The organism is Pseudomonas sp. Nvir (assembly GCF_963778085.1).
Classification (GTDB): Bacteria; Pseudomonadota; Gammaproteobacteria; order Pseudomonadales; family Pseudomonadaceae; genus Aquipseudomonas; species Aquipseudomonas juntendi.
The window spans coordinates 4,618,103-4,637,465 of sequence record NZ_OY970405.1 but is presented as its reverse complement, the minus strand read 5'-3'; the positions used below and the strand labels follow the sequence as shown (position 1 = coordinate 4,637,465).

Genomic DNA, 19,363 nt, shown 5'->3' with positions numbered 1-19,363 from the left:
CGGGTAGTTGTGTACAGTCGGGCAGAGGAATCTCCCATCTGCGAACAGCTTAAGGTACAATGCCCGGCTATTTTTCGGCGGGCGTCCGGCTCGCAGCCTTTTCGAGTGTTGACCCGTGAGTGATTTGAGTCATATCCGCAATTTCTCCATCATCGCCCACATCGACCATGGCAAGTCGACGCTGGCCGACCGTTTCATCCAGATGTGCGGTGGCCTGACGGCTCGCGAAATGGAAGCCCAGGTACTGGACTCCATGGACCTGGAGCGCGAACGCGGTATTACCATCAAGGCCCACAGCGTCACGCTGCACTACAAGGCGCAGGACGGCAAGATCTACCAGCTGAACTTCATCGACACCCCCGGCCACGTCGACTTCACCTACGAAGTCTCGCGCTCGCTGGCAGCCTGTGAAGGCGCACTGCTGGTGGTCGACGCCGGCCAGGGTGTAGAGGCCCAGTCGGTAGCCAACTGCTACACCGCCATCGAGCAGGGCCTGGAGGTCATGCCGGTCCTCAACAAGATGGACCTGCCCCAGGCCGACCCGGACCGCGTCAAGGACGAAATCGAGAAAATCATCGGTATCGACGCCACTGACGCCGTGGCCTGCAGTGCCAAGAGCGGCATGGGCGTGGACGAGGTGCTCGAGCGCCTGGTGCACTCGATCCCGGCGCCCGTGGGCGAAATCGATGCGCCGCTGCAAGCGCTGATCATCGACTCCTGGTTCGACAACTACCTGGGCGTGGTCTCGCTGGTGCGCGTGCGCCAGGGGCGCGTCAAGAAGGGCGACAAGATCCTGGTCAAGTCCACCGGCAAGGTGCATCTGGTCGACAGCGTGGGGGTGTTCACCCCGAAACACACCCAGACCGCCGACCTGAAAGCCGGTGAAGTGGGCTTCATCATCGCCAGCATCAAGGACATTCACGGTGCCCCGGTAGGCGACACCCTGACCTTGTCCTCGACCCCCGAGGTCGAAGTGCTCCCAGGCTTCAAGAAAATCCAGCCGCAGGTCTACGCAGGCCTGTTCCCGGTCAGCTCCGACGACTTCGAAGACTTCCGCGATGCCCTGCAGAAGCTCACCCTGAACGATTCGTCGCTGCAGTACATGCCGGAAAGCTCCGATGCACTGGGCTTCGGTTTCCGTTGCGGCTTCCTCGGCATGCTGCACATGGAGATCATCCAGGAGCGCCTGGAGCGCGAGTACGACCTGGACCTGATCACCACCGCACCCAGCGTGATCTACGAGCTGGAGTTGAAAACCGGCGAAACTATTGTCGTCGACAACCCGTCCAAGCTCCCGGATGTTTCAGCCGTGGCCGACTTCCGCGAGCCGATCGTGACCGCGACCATTCTGGTGCCGCAGGAGCACCTGGGTAACGTGATCACCTTGTGCATCGAGAAGCGTGGTGTGCAGCGCGACATGCAGTTCCTCGGCAGCCAGGTGCAGGTGCGCTATGACATGCCGATGAACGAAGTGGTGCTGGACTTCTTCGACCGCCTCAAATCCACCAGCCGCGGCTATGCTTCGCTGGATTACCATTTTGATCGCTACCAGTCGGCCAACCTGGTCAAGCTGGACGTGCTGATCAACGGCGACAAGGTCGATGCCCTGGCATTGATCGTGCACCGCGACAACGCGGCCTACAAAGGCCGTGCGTTGACCGAGAAGATGAAGGAACTGATCCCTCGGCAGATGTTCGACGTGGCGATCCAGGCAGCCATTGGCGGCCAGATCATTGCCCGGACAACCGTCAAGGCGCTCAGAAAGAACGTACTGGCCAAGTGCTACGGTGGTGACGTCAGCCGTAAGAAGAAACTGCTGGAGAAGCAGAAGGCCGGTAAGAAACGCATGAAACAGGTGGGCAACGTGGAAATTCCACAGGAAGCCTTCCTCGCCGTGCTCAGGTTGGATAGCTAGGTCCTATGTCGCTAAATTTCCCGCTGTTGCTGGTCATTGCCGTATTCGTCTGCGGTTTGCTGGGCTTGATCGACTTGCTGTTCCTGGCCCCGCGCCGGCGTGCGGCAATTGCCAACTATCAGGGCAGCGTAAGCCAGCCTGAAATGGCGGTGGTCGAGCGCCTGAACAAGGAACCGTTGCTGGTCGAGTACGGCAAGTCGTTCTTCCCGGTGCTGTTCATCGTACTGGTACTGCGCTCGTTCCTGGTCGAGCCGTTCCAGATCCCTTCGGGGTCGATGAAACCCACTCTGGAAGTGGGCGATTTCATCCTGGTGAACAAGTTCTCCTATGGCATTCGCCTGCCGGTGATCGACAAGAAGGTCATCGAAGTGGGTGACCCGCAGCGCGGCGACGTCATGGTGTTCCGTTACCCGAGCGACCCGAACGTCAACTACATCAAGCGGGTGGTCGGCCTGCCAGGCGATGTGGTGCGTTATACCAACGACAAGCGCCTGTTCGTCAACGGCCAGCCGGTTGCCGAACAGCTGGTAGGTAGCGAGCCGGGCACCTTGGGCAGCGCCACGCTGTACAAGGAAAAGCTGGGCGAGACCGAACACCTGATCCGCAAGGAAATGAGCCGCTATCGCATGCCGCCGGACCAGCAATGGACCGTGCCGGCAGGCCACTACTTCATGATGGGCGACAACCGCGACAACTCCAACGACAGCCGTTTCTGGGATGACCCGAACATTCCCAAGGAGCTGCACGGCATGGTTCCGGACCGGAACATCGTCGGCAAGGCCTTCGCGGTATGGATGAGCTGGCCGGAACCCAAGCTCAGCCACCTGCCCAACCTGTCGCGGGTCGGTTTGATCCATTGATACCCATCGGCGCTGTTCAGCAGACAGCGCCGAATGCATTTCTGACATAGGCTGTGTTCTCAGGGATCGGGAGATTCGCCGCACATCGCGCGGCGGGCCACAGCCAAACAGTCTTTCAGGATGTTGATTTGAACAACGCGTTAAATAACCAACGGGTGGCCGCATGAGTGCTTCCCTTGCCCGTCTGGAGCGAAAGCTCGGCTACACCTTCAAGAACCAGGACCAGATGCTCCTGGCGCTGACCCATCGCAGTTACGCCGGGCGCAACAACGAGCGCCTGGAGTTCCTGGGTGACGCCATTCTCAACTTCGTCGCCGGTGAAGCGCTGTTCGAGCGTTTTCCGCAGGCCCGCGAAGGCCAGCTGTCGCGCCTGCGGGCGCGGCTGGTCAAGGGCGAAACCCTGGCCCGCCTGGCCCGTGGCTTCGACCTTGGTGAGTACCTGCGCCTGGGGTCCGGCGAGCTCAAGAGCGGTGGTTTTCGCCGCGAGTCGATCCTTGCCGATGCGCTGGAAGCACTGATTGGCGCCATTTACCTGGACGCCGACATGGAAACCGCCCGCGAGCGCGTGCTGGCCTGGCTGGCCAATGAGTTCGAGGGCCTGACCCTGGTCGACACCAACAAGGACCCGAAAACCCGCCTGCAAGAGTTCCTGCAGTCGCGCAGCTGCGAGCTGCCGCGCTACGAAGTGGTGGATATCCAGGGCGAGCCGCACTGCCGCACCTTTTTCGTCGAATGCGAAGTGGTGCTGCTGAACAACAAGAGCCGTGGCCAAGGCGTTAGCCGGCGTATTGCCGAGCAAGTTGCCGCTGCGTCTGCACTGATCGCCCTGGGCGTGGAGAATGGCAATGACTGATAGCAACCCGACCCGCTGCGGCTATGTAGCCATTGTCGGCCGCCCGAACGTGGGCAAGTCGACCCTGCTCAACCACATCCTCGGCCAGAAGCTGGCGATTACCTCGCGCAAGCCGCAGACCACCCGCCACAACATGCTCGGCATCAAGACCGAAGGTGATGTGCAGGCGATCTACGTCGATACCCCTGGCATGCACAAGGCCAACGACAAGGCCCTGAACCGCTACATGAACCGCAATGCTTCGGCGGCCTTGAAAGACGTCGATGTGGTGATCTTCGTGGTCGACCGTACCAAGTGGACCGACGAGGACCAACTGGTGCTGGAGCGCGTGCAGTACGTGACCGGGCCGCTGATCATCGCGGTCAACAAGACCGACCGCATGGAAGAGAAGGCCGAGCTGATCCCGCACTTGCAATGGCTGCAGGAGCAATTGCCGAACGCCGAGGTGATGCCGATTTCTGCGCAGCAGGGCCATAACCTCGAGGCGCTGGAAGCGCAGATCGCCAAGCACCTGCCGGAAAATGACCATTTCTTCCCGGAAGACCAGATCACCGACCGCAGCAGCCGTTTCCTGGCGGCCGAACTGGTGCGCGAGAAGATCATGCGCCAGCTGGGGGCCGAGTTGCCTTACCAGATCACCGTGGAGATCGAGGAATTCAAGCAGCAGGGGCACGTGCTGCACATCCACGCGCTGATCCTGGTTGAGCGCGATGGCCAGAAAAAGATCATCATTGGCGACAAGGGCGAGCGCATCAAGCGCATCGGCTCCGAGGCGCGCAAAGACATGGAAGTGCTGTTCGACTCCAAGGTCATGCTCAACCTGTGGGTCAAGGTGAAAGGTGGCTGGTCCGACGATGAGCGCGCGTTGCGTTCGCTGGGTTACGGCGACCTGTAAGCCATACTGTTGGGGCCGCGGTGCGGCCCATCGCCGGCAAGCCAGTTGCCACAGGTGCTGCACAAGCCCTGGGTGCGATGCGGTCGGTGTGTGGCTTGCCGGCGATGGGCTGCACAGCCGCCCCACTGTGCGGTTTTCCTGGCTACAGGGAACGAGTGATCTCCCATGGAACAACCTGTCGGCCAGCCAGCCTATGTGCTGCACAGCCGCGCCTACAAGGAAACCAGTGCGCTGGTGGACTTTTTTACCCCGCAGGGCCGCATGCGCGCGGTACTGCGCCGTGCGCGCGGCAAGGGTGGCAGCCTGGTACGGCCGTTCGTGCCGCTGGAGCTCGAACTGCGCGGGCGTGGCGAGCTGAAGAATGTCGGGCGCATGGACAGCGCCGGCATCGCCGCCTGGTTGCATGGCGATGCACTGTTCAGCGGGCTGTACCTCAACGAGTTGCTGATGCGCCTGCTGCCTGCCGAGGCGCCATTCGTGGCCCTTTTCGAGCACTACGCACTCACCCTGCAGGCCTTGGCCGAGGGGCGCCCGCTGGAGCCGCTGCTGCGTTCGTTCGAATGGCGGCTGCTCGATGAGCTTGGTTACGCGTTTTCCCTGAGCCAGGACGTCAACGACTACCCCATTGCCGCCGATGGCCTGTACCGCTTGCGCGTGGACGCAGGCCTGGAACGGGTCGAGCTGGTGCAACCCGGCTTGTTCCGCGGCACCGAGCTGCTGGCCCTGGCGCAAGCCGATTGGAGCGCGGACGGTGCCTTGCTCGCCGCCAAGCGCCTGATGCGCCAGGCCCTGGCCGTTCACCTGGGCGGCAAGCCACTGGTCAGCCGGGAACTGTTTCGCAAGCGCTGATCACGACGTATGCTGTGGGCCTCAATCTTCAGGAGAGCCTTTCGTGACTCACAGCAACCGCATGCTTCTTGGCGTCAACATCGACCACGTGGCAACCCTGCGCCAGGCCCGCGGCACGCGTTACCCTGACCCGGTCAAGGCTGCCCTGGATGCCGAGGAAGCAGGCGCCGATGGCATTACCGTGCACCTGCGCGAAGATCGCCGGCACATTCAGGAGCGCGACGTGGTGCTGCTCAAGGACGTGCTGCAGACGCGCATGAACTTCGAAATGGGCGTCACCGAAGAGATGATGGCCTTTGCCGAGAAAATTCGCCCGGCGCACATTTGCCTGGTGCCTGAAACCCGTCAGGAGCTGACCACCGAAGGTGGCCTGGACGTGGCCGGGCAGGAGGCACGGATCAAGGCGGCGGTGGAACGCCTGGCACGCACTGGCGCCGAAGTGTCGCTGTTCATCGATGCTGACGAGCGGCAGATCGAGGCCTCACGCCGGGTCGGCGCCCCCGCCATCGAGCTGCACACCGGGCGCTATGCCGACGCGCAAACCCCAGCCGAGGTGGCCGATGAGCTGCGGCGCATTGTCGACGGTGTGGCGTTTGGCGTGGGTCAGGGGCTGATCGTCAATGCCGGCCATGGCCTGCATTACCACAACGTCGAGGCTGTGGCGGCGATCAAGGGTATCAATGAGCTGAACATTGGCCACGCATTGGTGGCGCATGCCCTGTTCGTGGGCTTCAAGGCTGCAGTGGCCGAGATGAAGGCGTTGATCGTCGCGGCTTCGCGCTGATCTGTCAGTTGCCTGTACCGGCCTATTCGCGGGTACAGGCGGCCGATCACTCGGCAGGAAACACCAGCGTGAAGCGGGTCGGCCCCAAGGGGCTGCTGCTCACCTCAACCCGCCCGCCGTGCAGTTGCATGATCGATTTGACGATCGCCAGCCCCAAGCCGGTCCCGCCCTCCAACCGCGAGCGCCCCGAACCTACCCGGTAAAAGCGTTCGAACAGCTGTGGCTGCTCAGCCGCAGCGATGCCTGGGCCACGGTTCTGCACAGATAGCCGTATTTCGTTGCCTGTACGCTGGATATGCAAGTCGACCGGTTCACCCTCAGGGCTGTGCCGTATGGCATTGCTCAACAGGTTCGACAGCGCCCGTTGAACCATCAACCGGTCGCCCAACGCCGTGCCCCAACCCTGCACCCGCAGCGCTACGCCTTTGAGCTCGGCACTGTAGGCGAACAGCTCGACTACCCGGGCAGTCTCGTCGGCCAACGCCAAGGGCTTGAGCGCCACCTGGGTTTGCGGTTGGCTGACCTGGGCAAGAAACAGCATGTCATTGATGATGCGGTTGAGCCGGGTCAGCTCCTCGATACTGTCTTCCAGCACCTCCCGGTAGTTGGCGTTCTCCCGTTCGCGCGCCAGGGTCACCTGGGCCTTGCCCATCAGGTTGCTCAAGGGGGTACGCAGTTCGTGCGCCAAGTCGTCGGAGAACTGCGCGAGCTGGCTGACACCCTGGTCAAGGCGGTCGAGCATCACGTTGATGCTGCGCGCGAGTTCAGCCAGTTCCAGTGGCAGGCCGCTGGCGGGCAGGCGATGCTGCAGGTCCTGGGCCGAAACCTGGCCAGCGATGCGCCGAAAATGTCGCAGGGGCTTGAGGCCGCGCTGCATCAGCCACCAGGCCCCCGCGCCAATCAGCAGCAGCAGCAGCGGCAGCGCCAGCAGGGTTGAGTGCAGGTACGCCTGCAACAGGGCGTTATCGTCGGCGCGGTTGAGCGACATCAGCACCTTGACCGGGGTGTTGTCACGCAGGCGCATCAACCGGCTGACGGTCAGGATCTGGTTGCCGCTGCTGTCGCGCCAGGCGTGAAAGGCCAGGCGTTCGTCGGTGGGCAGCTCAGCGACGCGCGAGTCCAGTGCCGGCCCCAGGCTGAGCAGGTGCGGGTGGCGGCTTTCCTGCGCCAGTACGCTGAGGCTGAGGTTGTCGTGCCCCATCACCAGGTCGAGCAGGGGGTGGACCCTGGTGCCCAAGTCCTCGCTGCGCAGATCGACGCGCAGGTTGTGCTCGACCTGCAGCATCTTGCGCGCCAGGTCCTTGCGTGCGCGGCTGTCCAGCTCGTGATCCAGGGCGAACACGGCCAGGCAGGCCAGCAACAGCACCAGTGCAGCGCCCATCAGCGTGACGCTAAGCCCCAGGCGCAAAGAAAGGCTGGTAGTCTTCAAAAACGCGCCTCCAGCACGTAGCCGACACCGCGCAGGGTATGGATCAGTTTGGTGTCGAACGGGTCGTCGATCTTGGCGCGCAGGCGCCGGATCGAGACCTCTACCACATTGGTGTCGCAATCGAAATTCATGTCCCACACCAGTGAGATGATCTGCGTGCGCGACAGCACTTCACCGGTCTGGCGCATCAGCAGGTGGAGCAGGGCGAATTCCTTGGCGGTCAGGTCGATGCGTTGCCCGGCGCGATAGGCGCGGTGGCGGCCCGGGTCCAGCTCAAGGTCGGCGACCCGCAGGGTACTGGGTTGCAGTTGCTGGTCGTTGCGGCGCAGCAGGCTGCGAATGCGCGCCAGCAGTTCAGGGAACTCAAAGGGTTTGAGCAGGTAGTCATCGGCGCCCAGGTCCAGGCCCTTTACCCGGTCGGCCAGGCGGCCATGGGCGGTCAGCATCATGATGCGCGTCGCCGATTCGGCACGCAGGCGCTGAAGCACGGTCCAGCCATCGAGCTCGGGCAGGTTGACGTCGAGGATGACCAGGTCGTACGGGTGCTGGCGTGCCAGGTGCAGGCCGTCGGTGCCGGTATGGGCGCAGTCGACCACATAGCCGTTTTCGCGCAGCCCTTGCTGCAGGTAATCGGCGGTACGCAGCTCGTCCTCGATGATCAGTAGGCGCATGGGTTGGCTCGGTGTGGTGAAAAGGGGGCGATTCTCGACCCTGTAGTGACATCAGGGTCAAGGCGCAGGATGTTACGGCATGCGTTAGCGGCCGAGGCGTAGATAACGGATTTGTAATGCGGGTGTTATCTGGCTGTCCGTTGCGGCGCCGGCATGGCGATTGCGCCGGCACATTGCAGGACTGTAATCCGCGCCTCACCTTGCTGTTAGCCAGCCCCTGCGACCATGGCCTGACTGATCGGCTACCACGAGGCAACCCCGATGAACCTGACCAAATACCTACTGTTGGCCACCCTTGCCCTGGGCAGCGCCAGTGTCTACGCCGAGGGCGGTGCGGAGCGCTCCAGGCAGTTCTGGCAAGCGTTCCGCGAAGACCAGCAGCGCCTGCACGGCGACAAGCAGCAGGCCGTGGCCGAGCGCGAGCGCAAGGCGCAAGAGAAGGCCCGTGAGGTGGCCAAGGATTGAGTCGCAGCAGCGGCGCCGGCACTGCTCCCCGGCGTTGCTGTCTTCAGGCGCCCGCATGGGTAATGCCTGTCAGTTAAGCGTTAATGGGGCTGCTTTGCAGCCCTTCGCGGGCACGCCCGCCCCCACAGGGCGCTGAACTCAAGAAATGCGCGATCCCCTGTGGGAGCGGGCGTGCCCGCGAAGGGTCGCAAAGCGGCCCCAAATTACTTAACTGACAGGCATTACCCCCATGGGCGTTTTTTTTATTTGCGCGCCAGCAGGGTGGCCCGGCGTGGTGCGGGCAGGCCTTCGATGGTCTTGCTGTGGTCGTTCGGGTCGAGGAAGTCAGCCAAGGACTGGTAACGCATCCAGTCGGTGCTGCGCTGCTCTTCAATGCTGGTCACACTCACGTCGACGCAGCGTACGTCGCTGAAGCCGGCACGGCGCAACCAGCGCGCCAACGCCGGTACCGAAGGCAGGTACCAGACATTGCGCATCTGTGCGTAGCGGTCTTCGGGCACCAGCACCTGGTTTTCATCACCCTCGACCACCAGGGTTTCCAGTACCAGCTCCCCCCCTTTGACCAGGCAGTCCTTCAGCGCCAGCAGGTGCTCGATGGGCGAGCGGCGGTGGTAGAACACGCCCATGGAAAACACCGTATCGAACCCTTCCAGGTTGGCCGGCAGTTCTTCGAGCGCGAAAGGCAGGTGCCAGGCGGGCAGTTCCGGCAGGTATTGCTGCACCGCCTGGAACTGGCAGAAAAACAGCCAGTTGGGGTCGACGCCGATCACCATGTCGGCGCCCGCACCGAGCATGCGCCACTGGTAGTAGCCGTTGCCACAACCGACATCGAGCACACGTTTGCCCTTGAGATCCAGGTGGGGGGCAACGCGAGACCACTTCCAGTCGGAACGCCATTCGGTGTCGACGTGCACGCCGAACAGGTCGAACGGGCCTTTGCGCCAAGGTGACAGGCCCATCAAGGCCTGGCGCATCTGTGCACGGGTGGCCGCGTCGCAGTCGCAGTCCAGGCGCAGGCCGTTGACCAGGTCGACTTCACTCGGTTGCACGGCGGGCAAGGCTTCCAGCGCACCGCGCCAGCGGTCCAGGTCACCGTGGCCCTTTTCCAGCTTGGCTTGCAGTTGCGCTTGCAGGCCTTGCGACCAGGAAGCCAGGGGGGTACCCGCCAGGCGGCGGACCAGGGGAGACAGATCGATCATGGCAGGGCTATCAACGAGGCGAAGTTAAGGCATTGGAACCACGGCACCACTTTTGAGAAGCCGGCGGCAAGCAGGCGCTCCTGGTGGGTTTCGAGGGTATCGGGGCGCATCACATTTTCAATGGCGCTGCGTTTCTGGGCGATTTCGAGTTCGCTGTAACCGTTGGCCCGCTTGAAGTCCAGGTGCAGCTCATTGAGCAGGTCCTGGGCTTGTTCATCGGCGAAGCGCAGTTTTTCCGACAGGATCAACGCACCGCCGGGCAGCAGTGCCTGGCGGATGCGGGCAAGCAGTGCCAGGCGTTGGTCGGGGGCGATGAATTGCAGGGTGAAGTTCATCGCCACCACCGAGGCGGGCTCGAAAGGGAGAGCGAGGATATCGGCTTCGAGCACCTGTACCGGCAACAGCTCCTGGAACATTGAGTCCTGGGCGGTGAGGTACTGGCGGCAGCGCTCGACCATGGCGGCGGAGTTGTCGACCGCGATCACCCGGCAGCCATCGCTGCGCACATGCCGGCGCAGCGACTGGGTGACCGCACCCAGCGATGCGCCCAGGTCGTAGAGGGCGGTATGCGGCTGGGCAAAGCGTGCGGCCAGCACACCGAGGTTTTCCACGATGGTTGGATACCCCGGCACCGAGCGCTTGATCATGTCTGGGAACACGCGCACCACGTCCTCGTTGAAGACGAAGTCGGGCACTTGCTCCAGGGGTTGGGCAAAAAGGCGGTCGGGTTGTTTGCTCACGGCGGATCCAGGCTGCGGGTGGTAGGCAAGGGCGGCATTCTAGCCAAACCGCGGCCTGGATGCATGATTGGCTGACCGGCGCTGCAGCTCAGTTGACCCGAAGGGCGCAATCGAAGGTTTGCACGGGCGCGACGTCGGTGGCCCAAGGCTGCTGGTAGACCAGCACCAGCTTGCCTTCACCCCGGGCGTGGGCCTGGTAGCGCCAGGTGGACAAGCCCGAGCTGCCGACCATGCCTGTGTCGTCTGGCGCGCTGTAGACCTCGGGGCCAAGGCTGTGCAGTACACCGGCTGCCGGGTCCTGCACACGCCAACGGTAGCCGGTAGAGGGGTTGCTGGGCAGGCTCAGCGTGAGGTTCTGGCCAACCTGCAGGCGGATGGGGCACTCGCTTTCGGCGTCCAGTTCGACGGGTTGAGTGGGTTGCTGGGCGCAGGCGCCCAGCAGGGCGAAGCTCAGGGGAACGAGCAGACGAGGGGCGGTCATGTTGGCTCCGGAGGCTGGCGATGGCCTGAGGATAACCGATGATCAAGGAAATTTGTGGGGCTTGTGCCTGATGCCGGTCAGTCAAGCGGTTGGGGCCGCTGTGCGGCCCATCGCAGGCAAGCCGGGCTCCCACAGGGATCGCGTCAGGGCTGACAGGTGTTTGCCACAAGGTATGGCAGCGCCTGTTAGAGCGAGCGCCGCCCGCGCGGCGCAATCGCGAGCTGCGCTCGCTCCTTGTATGTTGTGACTGGCCTGGCGGGAGAAGTTATTCTCGTCAGGCTGAAGAAGCACTTCCGGGGAGGCCGATCGCTCCTGAAGGCAGGGTTTGCCCCTGACCTTGTACGTAGAGAGGCCCCCCGCCTCATTGCCCACCACGAAGAGTATCGAGAAGCCGACAAGTCGGACTTCGCATTACAAGGTTGCAGCGGCATGAAGTTCGAGGTCGGGGAACCGGAGGCCATTGTTACCTAATTCGCTTGGGAGAGGGAAGAATGAGTGTCTGGGTTGGCCTCGATATCGGCTCACGGACTTCGGTCGTTGGGGTGCGTAAAGATGGCCGCACTGCCGGTCAGTGGGATATCGCTCAAACCCCTGCCGGTCGCAAGGCTGCGGTGAAAAAGCTGCAGGCGCTCAAGCCTACGTCGATCGTGATGGAGGCGACCGGGATCTATTACCTGGACTTGGCCATTGAGCTGCACGCTGCTGACCTACCTGTTTCCGTGATCAACCCCAAGAGCTTCCACAACTTCGCCAAACTGATGCTGGTGAACAGCAAGACTGACGCAATAGATGCTCAGCTGCTGTCCGAGTACGGGGAGCGTATGACCCCGCGTTTGTGGACACCTCCAAGCACTGTACAGCTTGAACTCAGAGGCCTTGGCCGGCACATCAATCGTTTGGTGGGACACCGTATCAGGGCGAAGAATGAGCTGCATTCATTGCAGGCGACCGCCACGACTGCCTCAATGTTGATCGAGGATCAAGAAGAAGAGATTGCTTCACTAAGTAATCGAATCGAGCGCTTTCGTAAGGCAGGGCGCGAGTTAATCGCCCAGTGTCCAAGGCTAACTCGACAGTACGAGCAACTCCTCGCAGGCCCTGGGATTGGAGAGGTCTCGGCGCTGGCCGCCCTGGCTGAGCTGACCACGTTGCCCGAAACGCTCAAGTCCTCTCAGGTCGCTCGTCATGCTGGCCTTGATGTTCGACAAACACAGTCTGGAACAAGCATTGATAAACCTGGTCGGCTCGGCAAAAGCGGGAATGCCTATTTACGGGCAGCCATGTACATGCCTGCGCTGACGGCAGTGCGCTGCGATCCTTATGCGAAGGCCTTTTATGAGTCGCTGATCAGCAGGGGCAAGAAAAAAATGCAAGCGATCGCCGCTGTCATGCGCAAGTACCTGACAGGTATCTGGGCGTGCATGAGCGGAGATGAGCCATTTGATACGACCAAGCTTTTCAGCTCTGAACACCTCAGAAAAGCTTGACCGCCAACAGAGTATCTACGTTTGTTTCGGGCCAATTATTCCTGTGGGATTTGCGCGCGAACGCCTTGGTGCATGCCTCAATATCGCGCCGTACAAACAAGGCGGCCGCGCGCGCCTGTCACAGGCGTTACTGGCCCGAAACAAACGTAGGAGCGAGCGCAGCTCGCGATTGCGCCGCGCGGGCGGCGCTCGATCTCACAGGCGCTGAAGATGCTCCGGCTACCCTTGCCAGAAACCATAGAATCTCCCACAGGTACCGCGCAAAGCTTGAGGTCTGCACTGCCCCTGTGGGAGCCCGGCTTGCCGGCGATGGGCTGCGAAGCAGCCCAATGGCTGCCACTCAGGCTTAACTGACTGGCATTAGCCCAGGGCCTGTCAGAACAATACTTTCGCCACGTCGGCAAAGCGTTTGGCAAAATGCACCGTCAAACCTTCACGCAGGTAGTCCGGCAGTTCCTCGAAGTCCCCGCGGTTAGGCTCTGGCAAGATCAATTCGAAGATCTTCTGCCGCCGTGCCGCGATCACTTTCTCGCGCACCCCGCCAATGGGCAGCACCTGGCCGGTGAGGGTAAGTTCGCCGGTCATGGCCACCCCCTTCTTCGGTGCCTGGTTGCGGGCCAGCGACAGCAGGGCACTGGCCATGGTGATGCCAGCGCTCGGCCCGTCCTTGGGGGTGGCCCCTTCAGGCACATGCAGGTGAATGAAGGCTTCGTTGAAGAAACCGGGGTCACCCCCGAACTGCTTGAGGTTGGAGCTGACGTAGCTGTAGGCGATCTCGGCCGATTCCTTCATCACATCGCCCAGCTTGCCAGTCAGCTTGAAGCCGCGGTTGAGGGTGTGGATGCGGGTTGCCTCGATCGGCAAGGTCGCGCCGCCCATGCTGGTCCAGGCCAGGCCCGTGATCACACCTTTGCCCGCCAGTACTTGCTCGCTGCGGAACACCGGCATGCCGAGTGCGGCCTCCAGGTCCTTGGTGCCGATTTTCAGCTTGGCGTCCGGGTTTTCCAGCAGCTTGACCACCGCCTTGCGCACCAGCTTGCCCAATTGCTTTTCCAGCTGGCGCACCCCGGCCTCTCGGGCGTAGCCCTCGATCACCGTGCGCAGCGCGCTGTCGCTGATGCTCAGGCTGGCCTTGGCCACCCCGGCCTTTTGCAACTGCTTGGGCCACAGGTGGCGCTTGGCGATGGCCAGTTTTTCTTCGGTGATATAGCCGGACAGGCGGATCACTTCCATGCGGTCCAGCAACGGGCCGGGGATCGAGTCCAGGGTGTTGGCGGTACATACGAAGAGCACTTTCGACAGGTCCAGGCGCAGGTCCAGGTAGTGGTCGAGGAAGTCGACGTTCTGTTCCGGGTCGAGGGTTTCCAGCAGCGCCGAGGCCGGGTCGCCCTGGTAGCTCTGGCCCATCTTGTCGATCTCGTCGAGCATGATGACCGGGTTCATCACTTCGACATCCTTCAACGCCTGCACCAGCTTGCCGGGTTGGGCGCCGATGTAGGTGCGGCGGTGACCCTTGATCTCGGCCTCGTCACGCATGCCGCCGACGCTGAAGCGGTAGAACGGTCGGCCGAGCGACTCGGCAATCGACTTGCCGATACTGGTCTTGCCCACGCCGGGCGGGCCCACCAGCAGCACGATCGAGCCGCTGATCTCGCCCTTCCAGGCGCCAACGGCGAGGAACTCGAGGATGCGTTCCTTGATGTCGTCGAGGCCTGCATGGTGTTGGTCGAGTACCTTGCGCGCGTGCTTGAGGTCGAGCTTGTCCTTGCCGTGGATGCCCCATGGCAGGGCAGTGGCCCATTCCAGGTAGTTGCGGGTAACGGCGTATTCGGGCGAACCGGTTTCCAGAATGGCCAGTTTGCCCATTTCTTCATCGATGCGTTTGCGCGCCTGCTCGGGCAGGGTCTTGCCTTCCAGGCGCTGCTCGAACTGCTCCAGGTCGGCACTGCGGTCGTCCTTGGTCAGGCCCAGCTCCTGCTGAATGACCTTGAGCTGTTCCTTGAGGAAGAACTCGCGCTGATGCTCGCCAATCTGGCGGTTCACCTCGGCCGAAATCTCGTTTTGCAGGCGGGCGACTTCGACCTCCTTGCGCAACATGGGCAGCACTTTTTCCATGCGCTTGAGCATGGGCACGCAGTCCAGCACTTCCTGCAACTGGCCGCCGGTAGCCGAGGTCAGCGCGGCGGCGAAGTCGGTGAGCGGCGACGGGTCGTTAGGGCTGAAGCGGTTGAGGTAGTTCTTCAGCTCTTCGCTGTAAAGCGGGTTGAGCGGCAGCAGTTCCTTGATCGCGTTGATCAGGGCCATACCGTAGGCCTTGACCTCGTCGGTAGGCTCGGCGGGCTGGCGCGGGTATTCCACTTCGACCAGATAGGGCGGGCGGTGATGCTTGAGCCAGGTACGGATACGCACCCGGGTCAGGCCTTGGGCCACGAACTGCAGCTTGCCGTTTTCACGGCTGGCATGGTGCACCTTGACCAGCGTGCCGTATTGCGGCAATGCCGAGGTATCGAAGTGGCGGTGGTCTTCTGCCGGCGTGTCCATGAAGAACAGGGCCAGGCAGTGGTCAGGGGACTTGGCGACCAGATCAAGGGTCTCCGCCCAGGGCTCTTCGTTGACGATCACAGGCAGTACCTGGGCCGGGAAGAACGGGCGGTTGTGGATCGGAATCACATAGACCTTGTCCGGCAGTTGTTGGCCGGGCAGGGCGAGGGCGTGGCCGGCTTGGGCCTGGGGGGTGGTGTGCTCGACTTCGCTGTGTTCGTCGGGGTGTTCCGGGAAATCCTGCTGGTCGCTCATGGGGCACCTGCGTGAATGACTATGGTGCTTAGATGGGGCGCAGGGGATTGGGTTTCAAGTTTCAAGCTGCAAGGTGCAAGCTGCAAGCTGCAAGAAAAAAGCGGGACCGCATTGGCCCCGCTTTTACTTGCGGCTTGTAGCTTGTGACTTGCAGCTTATTCAGCCAGTTTGTAAGCGATGATGTAATCGCCCATCCGCGTACCCAGCGAGCCATGCCCGCCCGCGGTCACCAGCACATATTGCTTGCCGTCCTTGCCGGTGTAGGTCATCGGGGTGGCTTGGCCACCCGCTGGCAGGCGGGCTTTCCACAGTTCCTTGCCGTTGTTCACGTCGTAGGCGCGCAGGTACTGGTCGAGGGTCCCGCTGAGGAAACCGACGCCGCCTGCGGTCACGATCGAGCCGCCCATGCTGGGCACGCCAACCGGCAGGCCGATCGGCACGGGTGTGCTGTCACGGGTGGTGCCGTTCTTGTGCTTCCACACGACTTTGTTGGTGAACAGGTCGATGGCGGCCACGTAGCCCCAGGCCGGGGCCTGGCACGGCACGCCCAGGGGCGACATGAACGGGTGCATGGTCACGGCATACGGGGCACCGGTGTTCGGCTGCACGCCGCTGGTTTCGCTTTCGCGCTTGCTGCCCTCGGCAACCTGTTCACGCGGCACCATCTTCGACACGAATGCCATGTAGTTGGGCGAGGTGAACAGCAACTGGCGCACCGGGTCGACCGATACGCTGCCCCAGTTGAATACGCCTACGTTGCCTGGGTAGACCAGCGAGCCCTGCTCCGACGGTGGGGTGTACTGGCCCTCGTAGCGCAGTTCGCGGAACTGGATGCGGCACAGCATCTGGTCGAACGGGGTGGCGCCCCACATGGCTTGTTCGGTCAGTTCCGGGCCCAGCAGGTTGAGGTCGGAACGGGCCTGGGTCGGCGAAGTGTGGTCGCCTTTCACCGCACCTTGCGGGGTGGGGATTTCACGGATCGGCACGATTGGCGTACCGTCGCGGCGGTCGAGCACATACAGGCTACCCTGCTTGGTCGGCACGATGATCGCCGGTTTCACGCCATCGTCGGTCTTCAGGTGCACCAGCGTCGGCTGGCTGCCGACGTCCATGTCCCACAGGTCGTGGTGGGTGAACTGGTAGTTCCAGCGGGCCTTGCCGGTCGCAAGGTCCAGGGCTACCACACCTGCGCTGTACTTCTCGGCGCCTGGGGTGCGGTCAGCGCCCCACTGGTCTGGGGTCTGGTTACCCAGCGGCAGGTAGATCATGCCGAGGTCTTCGTCGACACTGGCGATCGACCACATGTTGGCCGAGTTGCGGCTGTACATCTTGCCGGGGGCCAACGGCTTGGTGTCTTCCGGGTTGTTGCTGTCCCAGTTCCACACCAGGTGGCCGTCGTGCACGTCGTAGGCGCGGATGACGCCAGACGGCTCGTTGGTGGACTCGTTGTCGGTGACATGGCCGCCGATGATCACCAGGTCGCGGGTAATGGCCGCGGGCGAGGTGGAGTAATAGCCGCCGGCGGTGAACGGGCCGATGCCGGTTGTCAGGTCGATCACACCCTGGTTGGCGAAGCCTTCGCAGACCTTGCCGTTGTCGGCGTTGATGGCGATCAGGCGCGCATCTGCGGTGGGCAGATACAGGCGGCGCGGGCAGGCCTGCGCCACGGCTTGGCCGGCGTCGCTGATTTTCGGGGCCGGGCTGCCGTCGCGGCTGACGTAGCGGTTCTCGTCATAATACGAAACCCCGCGGCAGGTCATGTGGGCAAAGCCTTTGAAGGTGCCGGTGGGGCTCTTCACCTGCGGGTCATAGCGCCAGATTTCCGCGCCGGTGTCCGGGTCGAGTGCCAGCAGGCGGCTATGCGCGGTGCAGGCATACAGCATACCGTTGACTTTCAGCGGGGTGTTCTGGTTGGTCAGCTCGACCGGGTCGTTCTCGGTCGGCAGGTCACCGGTGCGGATGCGCCAGGCTTCTTCCAGGCGGTAGGCGTTCTGCGGGGTGATCTGGCGCAGTGGCGAATAACGGTCGCCATGCTCGGTACGGCCATAAGCCTGCCATTCGCCGTCCGGCATGCTCGGCGCGGCGCTGGCCATCTCGCTGCTGTCGCGGCCCAGTTCGCCAAACACCTCACCCGGGTGGGTGAACTGGCTGCCCAGGGCGCAGGCGCCTGCGGCCACCACGGCCACGCTGAGCAGCGCCGTGTTGGCAGTGCTGGCGGGGCCGATCAGCGGGCGGCGTGCCCACGGTAGCAGCAGGACCACGCCGATGGCGAACCAGATGGCCAGGCGCGGCACCAGTTGCCACCAGTCCAGGCCGACTTCGAGCAAGGCCCATACCGTGCTGCCTAGCAGCACCAGGCCGTACAGGCCCAAGGCAATGCGCCGTTGGGCCAGCAGCAGAATGCCCGACAAGGCAAAGCCGATACCGGCAACAAGGTAGTACAGCGAGCCGCCCAGCTGGCTCAACTTGATGCCGCCGGCCAGCAGGGCCAGGCCCATCAGCAACAGCAGCGCGCCAATCAGGCGCGGTAGCCAGCGGCTTCCAGTGTTGGCACCTTCAGTGCTCATTTCAGGTTCTCCGTCACGTCAAAAAAATTCAGAAACTGCTTTGGATCTTCAGGCCACCGACCAGGGCGCCATCAACTTGCGACACGCCGCCGGGATGGCGGATGTACTGCAGGTTCGGGCGGACCGTGAGCCAGTTGGCCACATGAATGCCGTAGTACAGCTCGGCGCTGTATTCCGTGTCTTGCACAGGCAGGAAGCCGGGGTTGTCGTAATCGTCAAGGCCGGCTGCCTGGTTGGCCAGGCGGGCGTTCTTGCGGTAGCCAGGGTTGACGTGCACGCGGGCGAGGGCGAAGCCGATGTCGTCCTTGGCGCGGGCATCGAAAGGCCCTTTGAATACCAGTCCTGCCTGAACATAGTTGTCGATGACATTGGTTTTCTTGTCGTGCATCGTTGCGTTGGCGAATAGGCTCAGGCCACGCGAATGGTCGGAGGCCAGTGCAGTCACCTGCTGCTGGGCGCCGAGCCACACGCCATGCTTGCTCGAGCTGCTGCGGTAGGCGCCGCCGCTCAGGGCTGCCGGCTGGCCGTTGCTGTCCTTGAGAACATCGTGTGCCTTGGCATTACTGTAGTAGTAGCCGGCGCGATATTCCCCTTTCAGGCCTTTGACGCGCGGGCTCCATACCAGTTCGACTGGCATGACCGCACCTTGGGTGCCGCTGCCACTGAGCTTGAAGCCGTTACCTGACTCGAGGTTGGACGGGTTCTGTTCGAACACGCCAACCTGCGCGTACAACGTGGGGCTGAGGTTGTAGCGCACGCGCAGGGCCCATTGGCTGACCGGCCAGTTGTACCAGATGCCACCCACCCAGTTGCCCACCTGCGAGCCGCAGAAGGCCAGGTTCTGGAAGTCACAGGGGAAACTGTTGAAGTCCTCGCCTTCGCCGAAACGGCCGAATTTCACGTCCAGTGCGCCGTCGAAGTACTTCTGCTTGATCCACATTTGCGTCAGCCGCCAGGTTTCACCGCGGCCCCATACTTCCTGGGCCGAGGTAAAGCCACCCACGCGTGGGTCATTGATGCGGTCGTTGCTGATGTTGTCGCCGTGGCGCTCGGTGATGGTCAGTTGCACTTCGGTGTCGTGCCAGCCAAGGATCTTGTCCAGGTCCAGGTGGCTGCCAAAGGTGAACTGGTCGCTGTAGCGCGCGGTACGGTCATGGTCGTAGCCACCGTGCAGGTTGCTGCCCATCTCGCCGGTGTAGCCGAGGGTGAAGTCGTAGCCTTGTTCAAGCAACCGGGTGCGGGTGCCGCCCCAGTCGCCGAGCATCCACGGGGAGTCGTTGGCGAACATTTCGCTGGCGCAGGTGGGGGTCGCCAAGGCAGCAAGGGCGACGCCTATGTAACAGGTTTTGGGCAGTTGGAGCATGAGATAGCG

General features: G+C 62.7%; 16 protein-coding genes. 8 read left to right on the top strand and 8 right to left on the bottom strand.

Annotation, left to right across the window (positions count from 1 at the left end; genetic code table 11):
* The first annotated feature begins 115 nt into the window (after window positions 1-115).
* From lepA to pdxJ, 6 genes are all read left to right on the top strand, one after another.
* The gene (gene lepA / locus AACG97_RS22310; RefSeq protein ID WP_029886108.1) at window positions 116-1,915 is read left to right on the top strand and encodes a translation elongation factor 4; all 1,800 of its coding nucleotides are present in this window, start codon (window positions 116-118) and stop codon (window positions 1,913-1,915) included.
* 5 nt (window positions 1,916-1,920) lie between these two features.
* Window positions 1,921-2,775: a signal peptidase I gene (lepB, locus tag AACG97_RS22305; protein WP_009684762.1), complete on the top strand. Its 855-nt coding sequence runs from the start codon at window positions 1,921-1,923 to the stop codon at window positions 2,773-2,775.
* A gap of 163 nt (window positions 2,776-2,938) precedes the next feature.
* Complete coding sequence (gene rnc, locus AACG97_RS22300; protein WP_009684761.1) at window positions 2,939-3,628, top strand: ribonuclease III; 690 nt, start codon at window positions 2,939-2,941, stop codon at window positions 3,626-3,628.
* Window positions 3,621-4,523: a GTPase Era gene (era, locus tag AACG97_RS22295; RefSeq protein WP_003252061.1), complete on the top strand. Its 903-nt coding sequence runs from the start codon at window positions 3,621-3,623 to the stop codon at window positions 4,521-4,523. Before rnc ends, era begins: the two co-directional genes overlap by 8 nt.
* 165 nt (window positions 4,524-4,688) lie before the next feature.
* Window positions 4,689-5,372 carry a DNA repair protein RecO gene (gene recO / locus AACG97_RS22290; RefSeq protein ID WP_009684760.1) on the top strand — a complete coding sequence of 228 codons (684 nt, stop codon included), beginning with the start codon at window positions 4,689-4,691 and terminating at the stop codon, window positions 5,370-5,372.
* Between the two features lie 61 nt (window positions 5,373-5,433).
* On the top strand, window positions 5,434-6,156 hold the full coding sequence (gene pdxJ / locus AACG97_RS22285) for a pyridoxine 5'-phosphate synthase (RefSeq protein ID WP_220460431.1): 723 nt from the start codon (window positions 5,434-5,436) through the stop codon (window positions 6,154-6,156).
* A 46-nt stretch (window positions 6,157-6,202) separates the two neighbouring features.
* Here the strand turns inward: pdxJ and AACG97_RS22280 are convergent, their stop codons facing one another.
* Window positions 6,203-7,585: a heavy metal sensor histidine kinase gene (locus tag AACG97_RS22280; protein ID WP_009684758.1), complete on the bottom strand. Its 1,383-nt coding sequence runs from the start codon at window positions 7,583-7,585 to the stop codon at window positions 6,203-6,205.
* Entirely contained in the window at window positions 7,582-8,256 is a 675-nt protein-coding gene (locus tag AACG97_RS22275) for a heavy metal response regulator transcription factor (RefSeq protein WP_009684757.1), read from the bottom strand. The genes AACG97_RS22280 and AACG97_RS22275 overlap by 4 nt, the downstream gene beginning before the upstream one ends.
* A 261-nt stretch (window positions 8,257-8,517) precedes the next feature.
* Here AACG97_RS22275 and AACG97_RS22270 point away from each other — a divergent pair, with 261 nt between their 5' ends.
* Window positions 8,518-8,721 carry a hypothetical protein gene (locus tag AACG97_RS22270; RefSeq protein ID WP_009684756.1) on the top strand — a complete coding sequence of 68 codons (204 nt, stop codon included), beginning with the start codon at window positions 8,518-8,520 and terminating at the stop codon, window positions 8,719-8,721.
* A 242-nt stretch (window positions 8,722-8,963) separates the two neighbouring features.
* Here AACG97_RS22270 and cmoB read toward each other — a convergent pair whose 3' ends face one another.
* The 3 genes from cmoB to AACG97_RS22255 form a co-directional block, all read right to left on the bottom strand.
* A complete protein-coding gene (gene cmoB, locus AACG97_RS22265) occupies window positions 8,964-9,920 on the bottom strand; it encodes a tRNA 5-methoxyuridine(34)/uridine 5-oxyacetic acid(34) synthase CmoB (RefSeq protein ID WP_054882225.1) in 957 nt (318 codons plus the stop codon).
* Window positions 9,917-10,660, bottom strand: coding sequence for a carboxy-S-adenosyl-L-methionine synthase CmoA (gene cmoA, locus AACG97_RS22260; RefSeq protein WP_009684753.1), 744 nt, complete (start codon window positions 10,658-10,660; stop codon window positions 9,917-9,919). The genes cmoB and cmoA overlap by 4 nt, the downstream gene beginning before the upstream one ends.
* An 88-nt stretch (window positions 10,661-10,748) precedes the next feature.
* The gene (locus AACG97_RS22255; protein WP_009684752.1) at window positions 10,749-11,141 is read right to left on the bottom strand and encodes a protease inhibitor I42 family protein; all 393 of its coding nucleotides are present in this window, start codon (window positions 11,139-11,141) and stop codon (window positions 10,749-10,751) included.
* Window positions 11,142-11,632: 491 nt separating this feature from the next.
* On the opposite strand from AACG97_RS22255, the gene AACG97_RS22250 reads away from it, so the two are divergent.
* The gene (locus tag AACG97_RS22250; protein WP_225785937.1) at window positions 11,633-12,628 is read left to right on the top strand and encodes an IS110 family transposase; all 996 of its coding nucleotides are present in this window, start codon (window positions 11,633-11,635) and stop codon (window positions 12,626-12,628) included.
* Between the two features lie 375 nt (window positions 12,629-13,003).
* On the opposite strand, the gene lon is transcribed toward AACG97_RS22250, so the two are convergent.
* The 3 genes from lon to AACG97_RS22235 all read right to left on the bottom strand — a co-directional run bounded on the left by lon (window position 13,004) and on the right by AACG97_RS22235 (window position 19,354).
* Window positions 13,004-15,424, bottom strand: a complete 2,421-nt coding sequence (gene lon, locus AACG97_RS22245) for an endopeptidase La (RefSeq protein ID WP_009681961.1) — start codon at window positions 15,422-15,424, stop codon at window positions 13,004-13,006.
* 155 nt (window positions 15,425-15,579) lie between these two features.
* Window positions 15,580-17,991: a glucose/quinate/shikimate family membrane-bound PQQ-dependent dehydrogenase gene (locus AACG97_RS22240; protein ID WP_009681960.1), complete on the bottom strand. Its 2,412-nt coding sequence runs from the start codon at window positions 17,989-17,991 to the stop codon at window positions 15,580-15,582.
* 28 nt (window positions 17,992-18,019) lie between these two features.
* The gene (locus AACG97_RS22235; RefSeq protein ID WP_009681959.1) at window positions 18,020-19,354 is read right to left on the bottom strand and encodes a carbohydrate porin; all 1,335 of its coding nucleotides are present in this window, start codon (window positions 19,352-19,354) and stop codon (window positions 18,020-18,022) included.
* Window positions 19,355-19,363 lie beyond the last annotated feature (9 nt).

Bases quoted from the DNA above. Each gene is read 5' to 3' on its own strand.
- AACG97_RS22275 (WP_009684757.1), bottom strand. From the start codon at position 8,256: ATGCGCCTACTGATCATCGAGGACGAGCTGCGTACCGCCGATTACCTG.
- cmoB (WP_054882225.1), bottom strand. From the start codon at position 9,920: ATGATCGATCTGTCTCCCCTGGTCCGCCGCCTGGCGGGTACCCCCCTG.
- rnc (WP_009684761.1), top strand. From the start codon at position 2,939: ATGAGTGCTTCCCTTGCCCGTCTGGAGCGAAAGCTCGGCTACACCTTC.
- AACG97_RS22240 (WP_009681960.1), bottom strand. From the start codon at position 17,991: ATGAGCACTGAAGGTGCCAACACTGGAAGCCGCTGGCTACCGCGCCTG.
- lepB (WP_009684762.1), top strand. From the start codon at position 1,921: ATGTCGCTAAATTTCCCGCTGTTGCTGGTCATTGCCGTATTCGTCTGC.
- AACG97_RS22250 (WP_225785937.1), top strand. From the start codon at position 11,633: ATGAGTGTCTGGGTTGGCCTCGATATCGGCTCACGGACTTCGGTCGTT.
- AACG97_RS22235 (WP_009681959.1), bottom strand. From the start codon at position 19,354: ATGCTCCAACTGCCCAAAACCTGTTACATAGGCGTCGCCCTTGCTGCC.
- AACG97_RS22255 (WP_009684752.1), bottom strand. From the start codon at position 11,141: ATGACCGCCCCTCGTCTGCTCGTTCCCCTGAGCTTCGCCCTGCTGGGC.
- era (WP_003252061.1), top strand. From the start codon at position 3,621: ATGACTGATAGCAACCCGACCCGCTGCGGCTATGTAGCCATTGTCGGC.
- AACG97_RS22270 (WP_009684756.1), top strand. From the start codon at position 8,518: ATGAACCTGACCAAATACCTACTGTTGGCCACCCTTGCCCTGGGCAGC.
- pdxJ (WP_220460431.1), top strand. From the start codon at position 5,434: ATGCTTCTTGGCGTCAACATCGACCACGTGGCAACCCTGCGCCAGGCC.
- lon (WP_009681961.1), bottom strand. From the start codon at position 15,424: ATGAGCGACCAGCAGGATTTCCCGGAACACCCCGACGAACACAGCGAA.
- recO (WP_009684760.1), top strand. From the start codon at position 4,689: ATGGAACAACCTGTCGGCCAGCCAGCCTATGTGCTGCACAGCCGCGCC.